General features: G+C 65.9%; 13 protein-coding genes. 5 read left to right on the top strand and 8 right to left on the bottom strand.

The genetic code is table 11. From position 1 onward, the window contains the following. Window positions 1–6 precede the first annotated feature (6 nt). Complete coding sequence (locus PST29_RS30450) at window positions 7–630, top strand: lysophospholipid acyltransferase family protein (protein WP_060845043.1); 624 nt, start codon at window positions 7–9, stop codon at window positions 628–630. 1 nt (window position 631) lies between these two features. Then, window positions 632–1,564, top strand: a complete 933-nt coding sequence (locus PST29_RS30455; RefSeq protein ID WP_047290136.1) for a phosphatidate cytidylyltransferase — start codon at window positions 632–634, stop codon at window positions 1,562–1,564. A 172-nt stretch (window positions 1,565–1,736) separates the two neighbouring features. Here the strand turns inward: PST29_RS30455 and PST29_RS30460 are convergent, their stop codons facing one another. After that, entirely contained in the window at window positions 1,737–2,210 is a 474-nt protein-coding gene (locus tag PST29_RS30460; RefSeq protein WP_016966246.1) for an Lrp/AsnC family transcriptional regulator, read from the bottom strand. A 132-nt stretch (window positions 2,211–2,342) separates the two neighbouring features. Between PST29_RS30460 and PST29_RS30465 the strand changes: the two genes are divergently transcribed. Beyond that, window positions 2,343–2,984 carry a LysE family translocator gene (locus tag PST29_RS30465; protein ID WP_375136258.1) on the top strand — a complete coding sequence of 214 codons (642 nt, stop codon included), beginning with the start codon at window positions 2,343–2,345 and terminating at the stop codon, window positions 2,982–2,984. Between the two features lie 174 nt (window positions 2,985–3,158). Here the strand turns inward: PST29_RS30465 and PST29_RS30470 are convergent, their stop codons facing one another. The 6 genes from PST29_RS30470 to PST29_RS30495 form a co-directional block, all read right to left on the bottom strand. Further along, complete coding sequence (locus PST29_RS30470; protein WP_060845044.1) at window positions 3,159–5,309, bottom strand: hypothetical protein; 2,151 nt, start codon at window positions 5,307–5,309, stop codon at window positions 3,159–3,161. Then, a complete protein-coding gene (locus PST29_RS30475) occupies window positions 5,296–6,498 on the bottom strand; it encodes a DUF3142 domain-containing protein (RefSeq protein WP_060845045.1) in 1,203 nt (400 codons plus the stop codon). Before PST29_RS30475 ends, PST29_RS30470 begins: the two co-directional genes overlap by 14 nt. 136 nt (window positions 6,499–6,634) lie before the next feature. Then, window positions 6,635–8,674 (bottom strand): FAD-binding oxidoreductase, encoded by a 2,040-nt coding sequence (locus PST29_RS30480; protein WP_060845046.1) that lies wholly within the window; start codon window positions 8,672–8,674, stop codon window positions 6,635–6,637. Between the two features lie 25 nt (window positions 8,675–8,699). Then, the gene (locus PST29_RS30485; protein WP_060845047.1) at window positions 8,700–9,329 is read right to left on the bottom strand and encodes a glutathione S-transferase family protein; all 630 of its coding nucleotides are present in this window, start codon (window positions 9,327–9,329) and stop codon (window positions 8,700–8,702) included. Between the two features lie 125 nt (window positions 9,330–9,454). Continuing rightward, window positions 9,455–10,357, bottom strand: a complete 903-nt coding sequence (locus PST29_RS30490; protein ID WP_060841838.1) for a LysR family transcriptional regulator — start codon at window positions 10,355–10,357, stop codon at window positions 9,455–9,457. 70 nt (window positions 10,358–10,427) lie between these two features. Further along, complete coding sequence (locus PST29_RS30495; protein ID WP_060841839.1) at window positions 10,428–10,748, bottom strand: hypothetical protein; 321 nt, start codon at window positions 10,746–10,748, stop codon at window positions 10,428–10,430. A 262-nt stretch (window positions 10,749–11,010) separates the two neighbouring features. On the opposite strand from PST29_RS30495, the gene PST29_RS32570 reads away from it, so the two are divergent. Both PST29_RS32570 and PST29_RS30505 read left to right on the top strand, forming a co-directional pair. Next, window positions 11,011–12,237, top strand: a complete 1,227-nt coding sequence (locus tag PST29_RS32570) for a PAAR domain-containing protein (RefSeq protein ID WP_060841840.1) — start codon at window positions 11,011–11,013, stop codon at window positions 12,235–12,237. A 5-nt stretch (window positions 12,238–12,242) separates the two neighbouring features. Further along, entirely contained in the window at window positions 12,243–12,704 is a 462-nt protein-coding gene (locus tag PST29_RS30505) for a hypothetical protein (protein WP_060841841.1), read from the top strand. Window positions 12,705–12,853: 149 nt separating this feature from the next. On the opposite strand, the gene glmS is transcribed toward PST29_RS30505, so the two are convergent. Then, the gene (glmS, locus tag PST29_RS30510) at window positions 12,854–14,686 is read right to left on the bottom strand and encodes a glutamine--fructose-6-phosphate transaminase (isomerizing) (RefSeq protein ID WP_060841842.1); all 1,833 of its coding nucleotides are present in this window, start codon (window positions 14,684–14,686) and stop codon (window positions 12,854–12,856) included. Window position 14,687: the final 1 nt, after the last annotated feature.

The following is a 14,687-nucleotide window of genomic DNA, read 5'->3' on the forward strand; positions in this document are numbered from 1 at the left end:
ATGCCCATGTTCGAACCCCTGGTTGCCAACCTCATCACCTCCGCCGCCCGCAGCATCACCGGGGCCCGCAGCCTGTGGCTCGGCTCCGCGCCGCAGCCGGTGCAGCGGATCTACTTCGCCAACCACAGCAGCCACGGTGACTTCGTGCTGCTCTGGGCCTCGCTGCCGCCGGCCCTGCGCAAGCTGACCCGGCCCGTGGCCGGTGCCGACTACTGGCAGAAAAGCCCCCTGCGCCGTTACATCATCAACCGGGTGTTCAACGGCGTGCTGATCGACCGCGAGCGCAAGGAGGCTGTGGATAACAATCCCATGCAGCCGATGCTCGATGCCCTGGACAACGGCGACTCGCTGATCATCTTTCCGGAGGGCACGCGCAACCTGGAAGACGGCCTGCTGCCGTTCAAGAGCGGGATCTACCACCTGGCCAAACGTTATCCACAGGTGGAGGTGATTCCGGTGTGGATCGCCAACCTCAACCGGGTCATGCCCAAGGGCCGCTTCCTGCCCCTGCCCCTGCTGTGCACCACCAGCTTCGGTGCGCCGCTGAGCCTGGAAGAAGACGAAACCAAGGAACACTTCCTCGAACGCAGCCGCGCCGCGCTGCTGGCCCTGGCTCCGGAGCACAGCTGACATGGATAAGCAGACCCTGATGTTGTTCGGCGGCATTGGCGCCATTCTGGTGCTGGCCTCGCTGATCGGTTTCATCCTCCAGTGGCGCACCCGCGGCACGCCCAACCCGGTGATCGACAACCTCAACGCGCGGATCAACGCCTGGTGGGTGATGGTGCTGGTGATCGGCATCGCCTTCTGGCTCGGCACCGCAGCGGTGATCCTGCTGTTCTACGCGGTGTCGTTCTACGCCCTGCGCGAGTTCCTCACCCTGACCCCGACCCGGCGCAGCGATTACCCGGCCCTGGTGGCGGCCTTCTATCTGGCCCTGCCCCTGCAATACCTGCTGATCTACTCCGACTGGTACGGATTGTTCTCGATCTTCATCCCGGTCTACGTGTTCCTGCTGCTGCCGATCCTGGCGTCCCTGGGCGGTGACAGCACGCACTTCCTGGAACGCGCCTCCAAGGTCCAGTGGGGCCTGATGATCGCGGTGTTCTGCGTGTCCTTCGTGCCGGCCCTGCTGACCCTGGACATCGCCGGCTACGAGGGCCGCAACCTGCTGCTGATCGCCTATCTGGTGATCGTGGTGCAGCTCTCGGATGTGCTGCAGTACGTCTGTGGAAAACTCTTCGGCAAGCGCAAGATCGCCCCCAACCTGTCGCCGTCCAAGACCGTCGAGGGCTTTGTCGGTGGCATCCTGCTGGCGTCCTTGATCGGCGGCGCGCTGTTCTGGATCACCCCGTTCAATGTCTGGCAGTCGTTCCTCATCGCCCTGCTGATCAACCTGCTGGGCTTTGCCGGCGGCATCGTCATGTCGGCGATCAAGCGCGACCGCGGGGTCAAGGACTGGGGCCACATGATCGAAGGCCACGGCGGCATGCTCGATCGCCTGGATTCGGTGTGCTTCGCCGCGCCGATCTTCTTCCACCTGGTGCGCTACTGGTGGACCTGAGCCCCTGTGGCGAGCGAGCTTGCTCGCGCTGGGCTGCAACGCGGCCCCAGGCCCGGCCAACGCAAAGCACCTGACACCCCGCGTAGCCAGATTCTGCGGCCGCTGCGCGACCGAGCGGGAGCAAGCTCCCTCGCCACAGTAGCTTGAGCGCTGCCCCGGCTGGCCAGGATCATCAGCCGGGCAAGTGCCCCAATGGCAAGGGCCCCGGGGTTTTCACCGTGTGAATGGCGAAGTTGCTGCGGATGTCGCTGACCCCGGGGATCTTCAGCAGGCAGCCGGTGAGAAACCGGTCGTAACCGCGCAGGTCCGGGACCACCACCTGCAGCAGGAAGTCCGACTCGCCGGACACCAGGAACGCCGAAATCACCTCCGGCAACTGCAACACCGCCTGGCGGAACGCTTCGGCCTCGGCGTCGTTGTGCCGCTCCACCTTGACCCCGACGAACACCGTCAGCCCCAGCCCCACTTCGTCGCGGTCCAGGGTCGCCTGATAACCGCGGATCACCCCGGCCTCTTCCAGCATGCGCACCCGGCGCAGGCAGGGTGACGGCGACAGGCCGATCTCCTCGGCCAGTTGCACGTTGCTCAGGCGGCCATCGCGCTGCAGCGCGGCGAGAATCTTGCGGTCGTAGGCGTCGAGTTTCATGTTTGGCATATCCGGATGGCCATCGCAGTAAAAGCTGGAAGGTTATGCCAATTTTCGCCGTTTTGCTGGCGGATTACGCAAGCACCTGCCGACCCCTGTGGCCCTAAACTGGGCGCACCGACTCGACAACGAATGGGGTGCAAGGTGGCGCAATTGTGGATGTATTTCCTGGCTCTGGCGGTGGTCTACCTGCTGCCCGGTCCCGACATGATCCTGCTGCTGCAGACCGGTGCCCGCCAGGGCAAGGCCCAGGCACTGGCCACGGCCCTGGGGCTGGCGATCTCCCGCGGCTGCCACGTGGCCCTGGCCGCCCTGGGCCTGGCGGCGCTGTTCAAGGCCGCGCCCTGGACCTTCGACGTGGTACGCCTGGCGGGCGCCGCCTACCTGCTGTGGATCGGCATCCAGTGCCTGCGCGCCAACCTGCTGCCCAATCTTGACAGCGCCGGCGCGGCAGCCACGCCCCTGCGCTGGCGCCAGGCGATCCAGCGCGGCCTGCTGACCAACCTGCTGAACCCCAAGGCACTGTTGTTCTGCTCGGTGCTGTTGCCGCAGTTCATCGATCCCCAGGCCGGGGCGGTGGTCCCGCAGTTCGTCACCCTGGGGGTGCTGCTGGTAGCGGTGGGCGGTTTGTTCGACGGCTGCTACGCCCTGGCCGGTGCCGGGCTGGGCCGCTGGATGCAGCGCAGCCCTTCGGCCCAGCGCGTGCAGCAATGGCTGTTCGGCAGCCTGCTGATCGGCTTTGCCTTGCGCCTGACCTTCGTCCAGCAGGCCTGACGGCATCTGTAGCCGCTGCTGAGCCTCGGCGAAGCTGCGCGAAGGTCCGCAGGACCTTGCCTGGTGATCCCTCGACACAATGTGCGCCCCAGAGATCGCCGCGACCGCTGCGTCGGAGTGCCGCCCAGCTCGTACGCCGCCTGCGGCAGCGGCTACAGGATCCGGGGCACGCCTTTATGTCGCCTTGTGCGAGGACACCGCGCGGCGGCGTCGGAACAGGTAGGCCGCCCCCAACAGCAACACGCCGGCACCGGCGCCGGCAACCAGCCTGTGCTCGGCCACCGCGGAACGGGATGCGTCCAGCCACTGGGTCAGGTAGCGCTTGTTGGCGCTGCCGAAGTCCGGCTCCTGGCAGTTCATGCCGAAATTGCCGGCCCATTCCACAAAGGGTCCGTTTTCCACGTAGCGTCGGTAGTAGTCGATCTCGACATCGCTGCCGCGGGTCCAGCGTGCCGCCTTGCACAGCACCGCGGCATAGGCCTGGCTGGTGTGAGGCAGGAAATCCGCCGCCCGGTTGCCCAGTTCCCCGGCCACGTAGCGGTAGTGGTAGCGCACGTCGGGCTCGGCGGTGGTGGCTTGCTGGCGCTGCACTTCATCGGCGCTGACAAAGGGCCCGGCCTGCACCGGCGGGATCTCCAGGCTGTAGCTGCCCCAGAGGCTGTGAAAATCCGGGCCCATTTCGTACCCCAGGATCTCCATCCCCGAGGCCCGCGCCAGCTTGCCGGCCTGGTAATAGGCCTCGGCCCGGCGCGTGGGCAGCCAGGCCGACTCGGCACGGCGTCGATACTCGCCGTAGGCCTTGGCGATGGCCTGGCGTTCCGGGCTGTCGAAATAGCCCCAGCCTTCTTCGTAACGTCCTTCACGCAACAGGCGTCGGCCAAGCAGTTCGCGTATCTGGGCGGCAATCGGCAGGGTTTCGTAATAGGCATCCGGCTGCTTGGGAGTCGGCGCTGGCGCCGGAACCCGGGCATCGACGAACTGCTTGAGTTCATCCAGGGTCAGCACCCGCTCCGCCACCGTGGCCGCGTCGTGCCAGTAGATGTCGCCGCTGCGGTAGAGCAGCTCGAAGGCTTGCACGTAGTCGCCCCGATCCAGGGCCAGCACGGCGCTTTCGCCTTCGACCCGGCACCCGGGCTTGAGGTCTTCGTAATTGCCGTCGTAATCGCCGCGAAAGCCCCAGCTCTCGTCGCGGGGGAAGGCCGCGGCGGCCTTGGCGTAAGCCGCGGCGGCAGCCACCTTGTCGCCATCACGCAGGGCCATCTTGGCCCGCAGCCACCAGGCCAGGCCGCCGTCGCCGGCCTGTTCCAGCAACTGCCGGGTGGTGGTGAAATCGCCATTCTGATAATTCAGCGCCGCCAGCCGGTCGGCATTGTCGAAGCTGCCGGCGGTGCCCTGGCTCAGCAGCTTGATCAGTTTCACCTCCGACTCCGGCCGCTCGCCGAAGGACCAGCCCTGATGGGAGATCAACGAAGCGGTGAGCAAGCGGGCTACGGAAGGATGCTTGAGCTGCTCCAGCAATTGCGCGTCCGGCAGGCCGCTCAGTTCGCCCACCACCTGTTTCAGGGAGCTGTAGCCGACCTCCGAACCCAGCTGGTTCTGCACGGCATACAAGTCGATGGCCTGGCTCCAGTCGTTCTGATCCTTGAGGAGGCGGGCCTCCTCCCCCAGGCTGGCGACGCCCAGGCTCAGGGGGTCGCTGAAGGCGTCGATGCTCAGCTGCCGGGTCTGGGCGAAGGCCTGGCGCGCCGACTGGCGCATGTCGCGCCGGCCCTGATCGTCCAGTTCGTTGGCTTGCTCGCTGATAAAGGACAGGGCCCGCCCCAGGGAATAGGCGGCCCAGGTACTGCGCAGGGCGCGCTGCTCGGCGGGCAGCGCCAGCACCTTGCGGAAATACTCCGCCGCCAGCTCATGATCCCCGGCGCTGAAGGCCACGGCGCCAGCGGTGTAGAGCTTGATCTCCAGCGGCAGGCCGGCCCCTTGTTGCTCCGCCACCCGTGCGTCATTGAGCTTGCGCAGCTGGGCCACCAGGGTTTGCTGAGCCTGATCCAGCCCTTGCCGTTCGGCCCAGTTGCGCTCTTGCACCGCGTAGCTCTCAGGCAGGCTGTAATCGACACTGAAGCCGTTGTTGGCGACCGGCATGAGCCCGACGATGGGCTGACCCAGGCGGCTGATCTCGAACTGGAAACTGCCTTCGGGCAGCTGCGCCAGCGTCTGTGGGCGGTCGTCCAGCAGGCGCATGGGGAAAGTCGGCCCGCAGGCCAGGGCCGGAGCCAGGGGCAGGCACAGGCTCAGGCACAGCAGGTGACGGGATCTAGGGACGAACATGCGCAGCTCCTTGGTAAATTTTTGTACAGCGGGCCCAGCCCACGGCGCGGCTGGCGCCTGCGGCCAGACGGCCGCTGCGTTGCCGGGTCAACAGCAGCTGGCCGTCGCGCAGCTGTGCGGAATAGCCGCCCAGCCCGTCGAATCCGTCGCATTGGGCAACGGCCAGGGTCAGTTGTTCAGGCAGCGGCCGGTCGAGGTTGCCCGAATTGTCCAGACGGATGTCGAACAGGCCGTCCTGTTCCTCCAGGCGGAGGCCCAGCTCAGCGCTCAGGGCATCGCCCCGGGCCACCGCCCGCAGGGTTTCCAGGCTCCAGGCTCGCACATCGCCCTTGAGCGGCAGGCGAAACCAGATCAGACCGGCCAGATGGGGCGGCGGATCGGCACGCAGGGCGCGGCCCAGCTGGCTCAGTTGCTCGGGGTCGGCCATCAGTTCCTGACGCTCTCCAGCCCGCCGCAGCGGCGCCTCGCTTTCCACCAGGGGCGCGCCCTCGGCCCCGGGGAGCACCGCGACACCGTAGGCGGGCAAGGCCAGATAGAAGGGTTTGGCGCTGATCCGCGCCCAACGCCGGGCCCATTGCTCGGCTTGCCGCGGATCGAACAGGCCGCGCCGTGGATCACTCACGGCGTGCACCTGGAGCACGCTGCTGTCGACCTTGGCCAGCAGGCCCGGCAACTCGCGACTGTCGAGCCAGGCCGGCAAGGCGGTGATGCTCAGGGGCAGTTGGCTCGGCAGTACAGCCCGCAAGCGCTCAAGCAGCTTGGCGTAGGCGGGCAATCGCGAGCTGCCGGCATCGTGGTCGATCTCGACCCCGGCCGGAGTCAGGCCCTGCTCCTGCCAGTCCACCAGCAGTTGCTGGACCTGACGGATGATCTCGTCCTGATCCAGGGACGGCAGTTGACCGTCGAGACGCACCACCGCGATCAACGGCCGCCCATCCTGCTTGAGCAAGGCGGCATCGATCCGCGCACGGCTCCAGCCGGCCTGTGGAAAAGCCTGCAGGGCCAGGACCCGGATTGTGGAAAAGTCGGCCCGCGAGCCTGCCAGGGCGTCGGCGTGGGCCGGGGTCCACTGGCGTTGCCAGATGTAGAGTTGCTGGTCCAACGCCGGCTGAGGGTCATTGCCGCAGGCGTTGAGCAGCAAGGCACTGAGCCACAGGGCAAAGAAACGGAGAACGGCCCGGGGGAGCATGAATCGTTGATTCCCTTTAACGCGAAAAAGACCCTGGAGTGCCGGGTGCGAGGCCAATGCCCGGCCTTGAGATCGCGCCAGCCTACGCAGGGCCGGGGCCGGCGGCAATCGCTGGCGAGGAGTTTTTTTTGCCCTGCTACAGGTCGAGGATCAACGGCGCGGCGTCGTTATCCACAGCCGCCGGAACGGCGCAGCAAATCAGCACCTGACCGGGTTCGGGCTTGTACGCCGGCACCTGTGGATAACTGACCTGGCCGCTGATCAGCCGGGTCTGGCAGGTGCCACAGGAACCGCCACGGCAACTGAACTCCGGGTGCAGGCCGGCGCTTTCCGCCAGTTGCAGCAGGCTGCCGCTGGCGGGCTGCCAGCTCAGCGCTCTGGCCGCCTGCTGGAAACGCACCGGCACAGCGGCGGTGGCCGCCGGCGGCTGGTCGAAGGCCGGCGCCAGGGGATCGGGCCGGCGGCGCAGGGTCGAGGGGCCGAAGGTTTCGGCGTGGATCTGCTCATCGTTGATGTCCAGGTCCCGCAGGCTGTCGTACAGATCCTGAGTAAAGGCGCCGGGACCGCAGAGCACGAAGTCGGCACTGTCGACGTCCAGATCCGGCTGTGCCAGTAGCCGTTGAACGTGCAGGCGGCCAACCAGATCGAAGTCGACGCCCGGCCGTGCCTGCGCTTCCGGCTGGCTGAGCAGGCGCAGTACCCGCAACGCTCCCCCGGCCTGCGCTTGCAGGGCTTGCAGCTCGGCGGCAAAGGGTTGCTCGGCGAGACTGCGCGAACTCTGGATCAGCCAGCAAGGCCGGCTGCGGCGAGTGCGCAGGCCCTGGTAAACCACCTCCCGCAGCATCGATAGCAAGGGAGTGATACCAACCCCGGCCGCCAGCAGCACCAGCGGCCGCGTTGCCAGCGGATCGGCGCTGAAGCGGCCCTGGGGCGACCGCGCCTCCAGCAGATCGCCCACCTTGAGCTGGCGGTGCATATGGCTGGAGAAGCGCCCTTCACGCTTGACGCTGATCCGCAGGAAAGCGTCAGAAGGCGCACTGGACAGGCTGTAGGTACGGATCAGCGGCTGGCCATCGATCGTCAACCGCAACGGCAGGTGCTGGCCCGCCAGGAAGCCCGGCGCTCCGGCAGTGTCGGCCGGCTCCAGGTAGAACGAACGGATGCTGCGGCTTTCGTCCTCGATGCGCGTCACCCGCAGGGGTCGCCATTGCTGACCCAGGGCTGCCGCCCGCAGCCGGGCCTCGGCCTGGGGCCAGTTGCCGGTCAGCAGGCTGTTGGGGGAGAAGGCCTGCAGCTCGCCGCGCAGGGACAGGGCGCCCGGTCGGCGGATCATCTGTTCCGGGTAAAAGCGCCACACCCGCTCGGCACCCTGAAAGGCGGCGATCAGCGGCCCGTCGAGAATCAGCTCGGTGCGCCCGCTGAGCTGCAACAGCTCGCCGCTGCGAAAATCGATGAACAACAAGCCCGCCCGCGGATTGAGCAGCAGGTTGCCCAGGGTGTTGAAGTGCAGGTTGCCGGCAAAGTCGGGAATGGTCAGGCAGTTGCCCTCGACCCGGACAAACCCCGCCTGCCCGCCACGGTGCGATACGTCCACCGAGCGCTGGCCATCCAGGTCGACGTAGCTGGCCACGAAGAAGGTGTCGGCAGCGGCGATCAGTGCCCGGGCCGCCGGGTCCAGGTCCTGGCGACGCTGGGCCGGGCGGCTGGCGGGGTCGCTCAGGGCCACCTGCTGCAGCTCGCGCAGCTGGATGTACTGCGGGCAATTGCCGAAGGACTGCTCCACGTTCACGCTGAAACCGTCGCGGTCCAGGTTGCCGATCCGGCCATTGAGGCGGTTGCGCCGCCGGGTATGCAGCTCGATCCCCAGCAAGCCCACCGCCGCCCCCTCGCTCAAGACCAGCGGATCATCGGCGGCGGGCAGGCTGTCCAGGCGCAACAGATCGGCCTGGGGCGCCTGAGCGAAGCCGGGTGGACCTTCCAGCACGCTCGCCCAGGGATGGCCCTGGTCATCCACCGCCCCCACCAGGATGAACGGCAGTTGCTGGTAGAACTGCCGGTGCTGGTCGGGCATTGCCGGACGGATGACCTTGGCGCCGAAGGCTTGCATGCGCTCGGCCACCCCGGTCAGGGTCTGAAGCTGCCGTTCGCCGGCATGCCAGGGTGATTGGGTGTTCATGGGCAAGCCTCCGCCGGATCCGCCGTCAGGCGCTTTTCAAACCCGCCGCAGTGGACGGCATGGGGACAAAACCGGGCAGCGCCTCGATCCGCGCCAGCCAGGCCCGTACATGGGGGTAAGGCTCCAGTGACACGTTGCCTTCCGGGGCGTGGGCGATGTAGCTGTAGCCCGCGACATCGGCAATGGTTGCCTCCTGTCCAACCAGGAAGGGCCGGCTCACCAGCTCCTGGTCCATGATCTTGAGCAGGGCGTGGGCCCGGGCGATGACTTCCTCGGCATTGAACGAGGCGCCAAACACCGTGATCAGCCGCGCCGCGGCCGGTCCAAAGGCGATCTGCCCGGCCGCCACCGACAGCCAGCGCTGCACCTGGGCCGCGCCCACGGGGTCGCTGGGCAACCAGCGGCCCTGGCCATAACGCTGGGCCAGATACACCAGGATGGCGTTGGAATCGGCCAGCACCACGCCCTGATCATCGATCACCGGCACCTGGCCAAAGACGTTGAGGGCGAGGAAGTCCGCCTGCTTATGAGCGCCCTTGGCCAGGTCGACAAAGATGGTTTCGCTGGGCAGGTTCAACAGGGACAGCATCAGTTCGACCCGATGGGCATGCCCGGAACGGGGAAAGTTGTAGAACTTGATAGGTGGCTGAGACATGGTCGACTCCGCTAACGAGGCGCGGTCGAAGTGCCGCGCTGGGAGCCCTATCTTGATCCCCGGAGAAAAACAACAGAATCACCAGGAATCGCAATCCATCATTTCATCCAGCGCAATAAAGCCGATCAGGGATTGAGCGAGGGGTGTTGCCGCAGGGTCTGCACGGCGAAGTCGACAAAGCTGCGCACCCGCGCCGGCGCCTTGCGCCCGCCCTGGTACACCACGTGAATCGGCAAGGGCGCCAGCTCGAAGGCCTCGAGTACGATTTCCAACTGCCCCGCCGCCACCTTGTCGGCGACCTGATAGGACAGCACCCGGGTCAGCCCCAAGCCCAGGCAGGCGGCACTGATGGCCGCCTGATTGGCGCTGACCAGCAACCGCGGTTCGGGGCGCACGCTCAGTACCCGGCCGTTGTCATTGAACTGCCAGTTGCGTGTCTGACCAATGGACGAGGGCGCGATCACCGGTGCCTGGCGCAGCTCATCGGGGTGTTGCGGACGCCCATGGGCCGCCAGGAACTGCGGCGCGGCGCACACCACCCGGCGCACCTCGCCGACACGGACACTGTGCTGACCGCTGTCGGCCAGCTCGCCGATGCGCACCGCCACATCGATGCCCTCCTCCACCATGTTCGCCACCCGGTCCAGCAGCAGGGCGTTGACGCTCACCTGTGGATAACGTTGCAGGTAGCGCACCAGCAAAGGCGTGACGAACAGATCGCCGAACAGCACCGGTGCCGTCAGGGTCAACTGGCCCCGGGGCTGGGCATGGACGCCGGCGGCCGAGGCCTCGGCATCCTGGACCTCGGCCAGAATGCGTCGGCAATCCTCCAGGTAGCGTTGCCCGGCATCGCTCAGGTGCACACGGCGGGTGGTGCGCAGCAACAGCTGAGTGCCGATGCGCTGCTCAAGCGCGGCAACGGCCCGGGTCACGCTGGCGGCCGACAGGTTCAGGCGCCGAGCCGCAGCGGCGAAGCCCTGCTCCTGAGCGACGCACACGAATACCTGCATTTCCTGGAACCTGTCCATGCCCCACCTCAGCTGCCGGCGCCTGCCCGGTGGGCGCCGCGAGCCCGCAGCATAATCCAGGGCCCGGGCTTCAGGGGATACACCAGGTGCCAACATCGTGCCTATCGAATCCCGGGCACGGGTTGTTCTTGGCAATCAGCCGGTAAGGCTGATCTTCGGTGTAAGAAAAATAGAAGTAGTAGTGCCGATCTTCCCCGTACAGCCAATAGGAAGAAGAGCCCTGATTGATCCGTGTTGGCTCGAAGGTCCAGATGGACGATTCGGCGGGAATGAAGTTGGCCCGATCCATCAACAGCAAGAGGCTGTTGGACAGCACTGGGGTCAGGGCTCCCAGCATCAGGACAGCCAGCATCAGCAGGAGCATCCATCCATGAATCAGGCGAAGTTTCATTGGTTTTCCATTAGCGGGGTAAAAATCCAGGCCTGCGCACAAGTCGGCATTCCTCGGGCCGTCCACTGACATTCGCCGCGGACTCGGAGCATGCAAAACTGTCGCACAAAAATAACCTTGCGCGTGAAGCTCCCGCCCTCCTTCGCTGCAGACTGCCTTTTTGGGCCTTGCCCCTGCCCTGGCGACTCTTTGATAATCCGCGCCCCGGGCCAACCACTGGCCCCAGGGAAGATGCTTGTCGTATCGGAGGCTCAATCTCAGCATGGATGTACAGGCCGCGGCACGTTTGGGCGACGAAATCGCTCATGGATTCGGAGTTGCAGCCATGCTCGCCGGTGCGGTGGCAGGCGCTCTCATTGGCGCGGCCATCATCGCCGCCACCGCGGCAACGGGTGGCCTGGCGGCCGTGGTCCTGGCGGGTTCGGTCGCCGCCGGTGGCCTGTCGATGTTCCAGTTGGTGAAGGGACTGTCGACCATTTTCGATCTGCCCGAACCCGCCACCGGTGAACTCATAAGGGGCAGTCCCAACGTCTTAGTCAATCTGCGCAATGCCATGCGGGCCGGCGAAGACGTGTCCAGTTCCTGCAGCGGCTTTCCCGTCGCGCATCCGCCCTGGCCCTTCCCGGTCACCATCGCCGAAGGCAGCGCCACGGTGTACATCAACGGCAAGCCGGCGGCGCGACTGAGCAGCAAGATGACTTGCGGTGCGCATATCAAGTCCGGCAGCCATAACACCTTCATCGGCGGTCCGACGCTGCAGGTGGAGTTCGTGCTGGATATCGAGGGCTGGCTGCACACCGGCCTTGAGGCGCTGGGCCTGGTCGCCGCCGCCGGTGCACTGGTGCTGGCCGCCATGGCCGGCCTGGCGGCCCTGCTGACCACAGTGGCGGTGGGCGCCGCGATCTATGGCGGCATGGAATTGCTTGGGCAGCTCGGCGACCGGCTCGGCCCGGGCTACCGTGACCTGCTGCAAGGCATGGCCGGCCTGGCGCTGCTCGGCGCCGGGCCGAAAATGGCCAAGGTAAGCGCCGAACGCAATGCGGCGCGACTGGCCAACCAGTCGCAAGTGCTAGAGGTGCGAACGGCCGCGCAGGTCAACGAGGCGATGATCGCCGAGGGCAACTTGCCGGCGTGGTTGGAAGGCACCCAGGTCAAGACCGAGATAGTGCCGCCGGGACGGCAATACCAGATGGTTGTCGCCAAAGGCCAGGCCGAGGCCATCATGCAGGGCAAGCCTGCCTTCGGTGGCTTCGCCGCTCCGGAGCCGATTCCCAGCCAGGCCTATGCGCGGGATAAACTGGTGATCCTCGATCGGTTCAAGACAGATGTGTCCCATGTGATCACCGTCGAAACCACGGCACCGCAAAAGATTCACAGTGGCCTCACCGGTCCGCTGGAGAACTACAAGGGCGGCGTACAGCAGGTGGAGTTCGTCGGTGACAGGAATCTGAAAATTGTCGGCACGCCTAGTTTGCTGCCTGTGGAGTGAAAGTTGTGATTAGTGATTTCGAGCGAATCCGCGAAGACGGCAAAGTCATCGACGAACACATGACAGTGGACCAGATGATCGCTCTGGGCTGGGGTCCCTGCCGAGTCGTCGAAGCTTGCTGGCGCTGGCAGGATCAGCCCCTGAGCGTGGTCAACAGCCGCGGCCTGCTGGCGATCGTGGTGCCGGATCGGCAGCACCTCGCCATCCTGTGGAACGATGATGACTCCGGGGTGGCGGCGACGCTTTACGTGGTTTCCGGCGACCGCCAGCAACAGATCAGAATTGCCGACCAGTTGCTGATCAATGGCCAGCTCGAGGCAGGTGTCTACAGCTGGTTCGAACAGTTTGCGCACGATTCGCCCAGCATCTTTACCTGCATGTTCAGCCGTCAGCGTGACCAGGCGATGTTCAGGGTGGATATCGACGCATCGACTGGCGACATTGTTTCGGTACAGCATTCGCGCTGAAGGCCATGCCGTCCGCCAGCCAGGCTGCCGGACACGACAAGCGCAGCCGGAAGGTCAAGACGCATGGCAAAAGGGGAGCCTGGACAGGCTCCCCTTTTTGTTTGCAGTTGCGGTTATCCAAAGCCAGGCACTGCCCGACTGTGGATAACTCACTCCACGGTGACTGACTTGGCCAGGTTACGCGGCTGGTCGACGTCGGTGCCCTTGAGTACGGCAACGTAGTAGGACAGCAGCTGCAGCGGGATGGTGTAGAGGATCGGCGAAAGGATGTCGTGGATGTGCGGCATCTGGATCACGTGGGTGCCTTCGCCATTGGTCATGCCGGCTTGTTCGTCGGCAAACACGATCAGCTCGCCGCCACGGGCACGCACTTCCTGCAGGTTGGATTTGAGTTTTTCCAACAGCTCGTTGTTCGGTGCCACGGTGACCACCGGCATGTCGTTATCCACAAGGGCCAGCGGGCCGTGCTTGAGCTCACCGGCCGGGTAGGCTTCGGCGTGGATGTAGGAAATCTCCTTGAGCTTGAGCGAGCCTTCCATCGCCACCGGGTACTGGGCACCACGGCCGAGGAACAGGGTGTGGTGCTTGTCGGCGAACAGCTCGGCGGTCTTCTCCACCACGCCGTCCATGGCCAGGGCTTCGCCCAGGCGGATCGGCAGGCGGCGCAGCTCTTCCACCAGTTCGGCTTCGACGCCGGCGGCCAGGGTGCCACGTACCTGGCCCAGGGACAGGGTCAGCAGCAACAGGCCCACCAGCTGGGTGGTGAAGGCCTTGGTCGAAGCCACGCCGATCTCGCGCCCGGCCTGGGTCAGCAGGGTCAGGTCGGATTCGCGCACCAGGGAGCTGATGCCGACGTTGCAGATCGCCAGGCTGGCGAGGAAGCCCAGCTCCTTGGCATTGCGCAGGGCCGCCAGGGTGTCGGCGGTTTCGCCGGACTGGGAGATGGTCACGAACAGGGTGTCAGGCTGCACCACCACCTTGCGGTAACGGAACTCGCTGGCCACTTCCACCTGGCACGGAATGCCGGCCAGTTCTTCCAGCCAGTAACGGGCCACCATGCCGGCGTGGTAGCTGGTGCCACAGGCGACGATCTGGACATTGCGCACCTTGGCGAACAGCTCTGCGGCTTGCGGACCGAAGGCCTGGACCAGCACCTGATTGGCGCTCAGGCGGCCTTCCAGGGTGCGTTGCACCACGGATGGCTGCTCGTGGATTTCCTTGAGCATGAAGTGGCGGAACTCGCCCTTCTCCGCCGCTTCGGCACCGTCACGGTACTGCACCGCTTCGCGCTCGACGGCCTGGCCCTCGATGTCCCAGATCTGCACGCTGTCACGACGGATCTCGGCGATGTCGCCTTCTTCCAGGTACATGAAGCGGTCGGTGACTTGGCGCAGGGCCAGTTGGTCGGAGGCGAGGAAGTTTTCCCCCAGGCCCAGGCCGATCACCAGCGGGCTGCCGCTGCGGGCAGCGACCAGACGATCCGGCTGGCTGGCGCTGATCACTGCCAGGCCGTAGGCGCCATGCAGTTCCTTGACCGTGGCCTTGAGGGCAGTGGTGAGATCGCCCAGGTCCTTGAGCTTGTGGTCCAGCAGGTGGGCGATGACTTCGGTGTCGGTGTCCGAGGTGAACGTGTAGCCCAGGGCACTGAGCTGCGCGCGCAGGGCTTCGTGGTTCTCGATGATGCCGTTGTGCACGATCGCCAGGTCGCCGGAGAAATGCGGGTGGGCATTACGCTCGCACGGCGCGCCATGGGTGGCCCAGCGGGTGTGGGCGATGCCCAGGCGGCCCACCAGCGGCTCGCTGGCCAGGGCCTGTTCCAGTTCGCTGACCTTGCCCGGACGGCGCAGGCGCTCGAGCTTGCCGGCGTTGGTGTAGACCGCGACACCGGCGCTGTCGTAGCCGCGGTATTCGAGGCGCTTGAGGCCTTCCAGCAAAATGGCGGTGATATTGCGTTCAGCAACGGCGCCAACAATTCCACACATG

This window comes from Pseudomonas sp. St29 (assembly GCF_001547915.1).
Taxonomy (GTDB): Bacteria; Pseudomonadota; Gammaproteobacteria; order Pseudomonadales; family Pseudomonadaceae; genus Aquipseudomonas.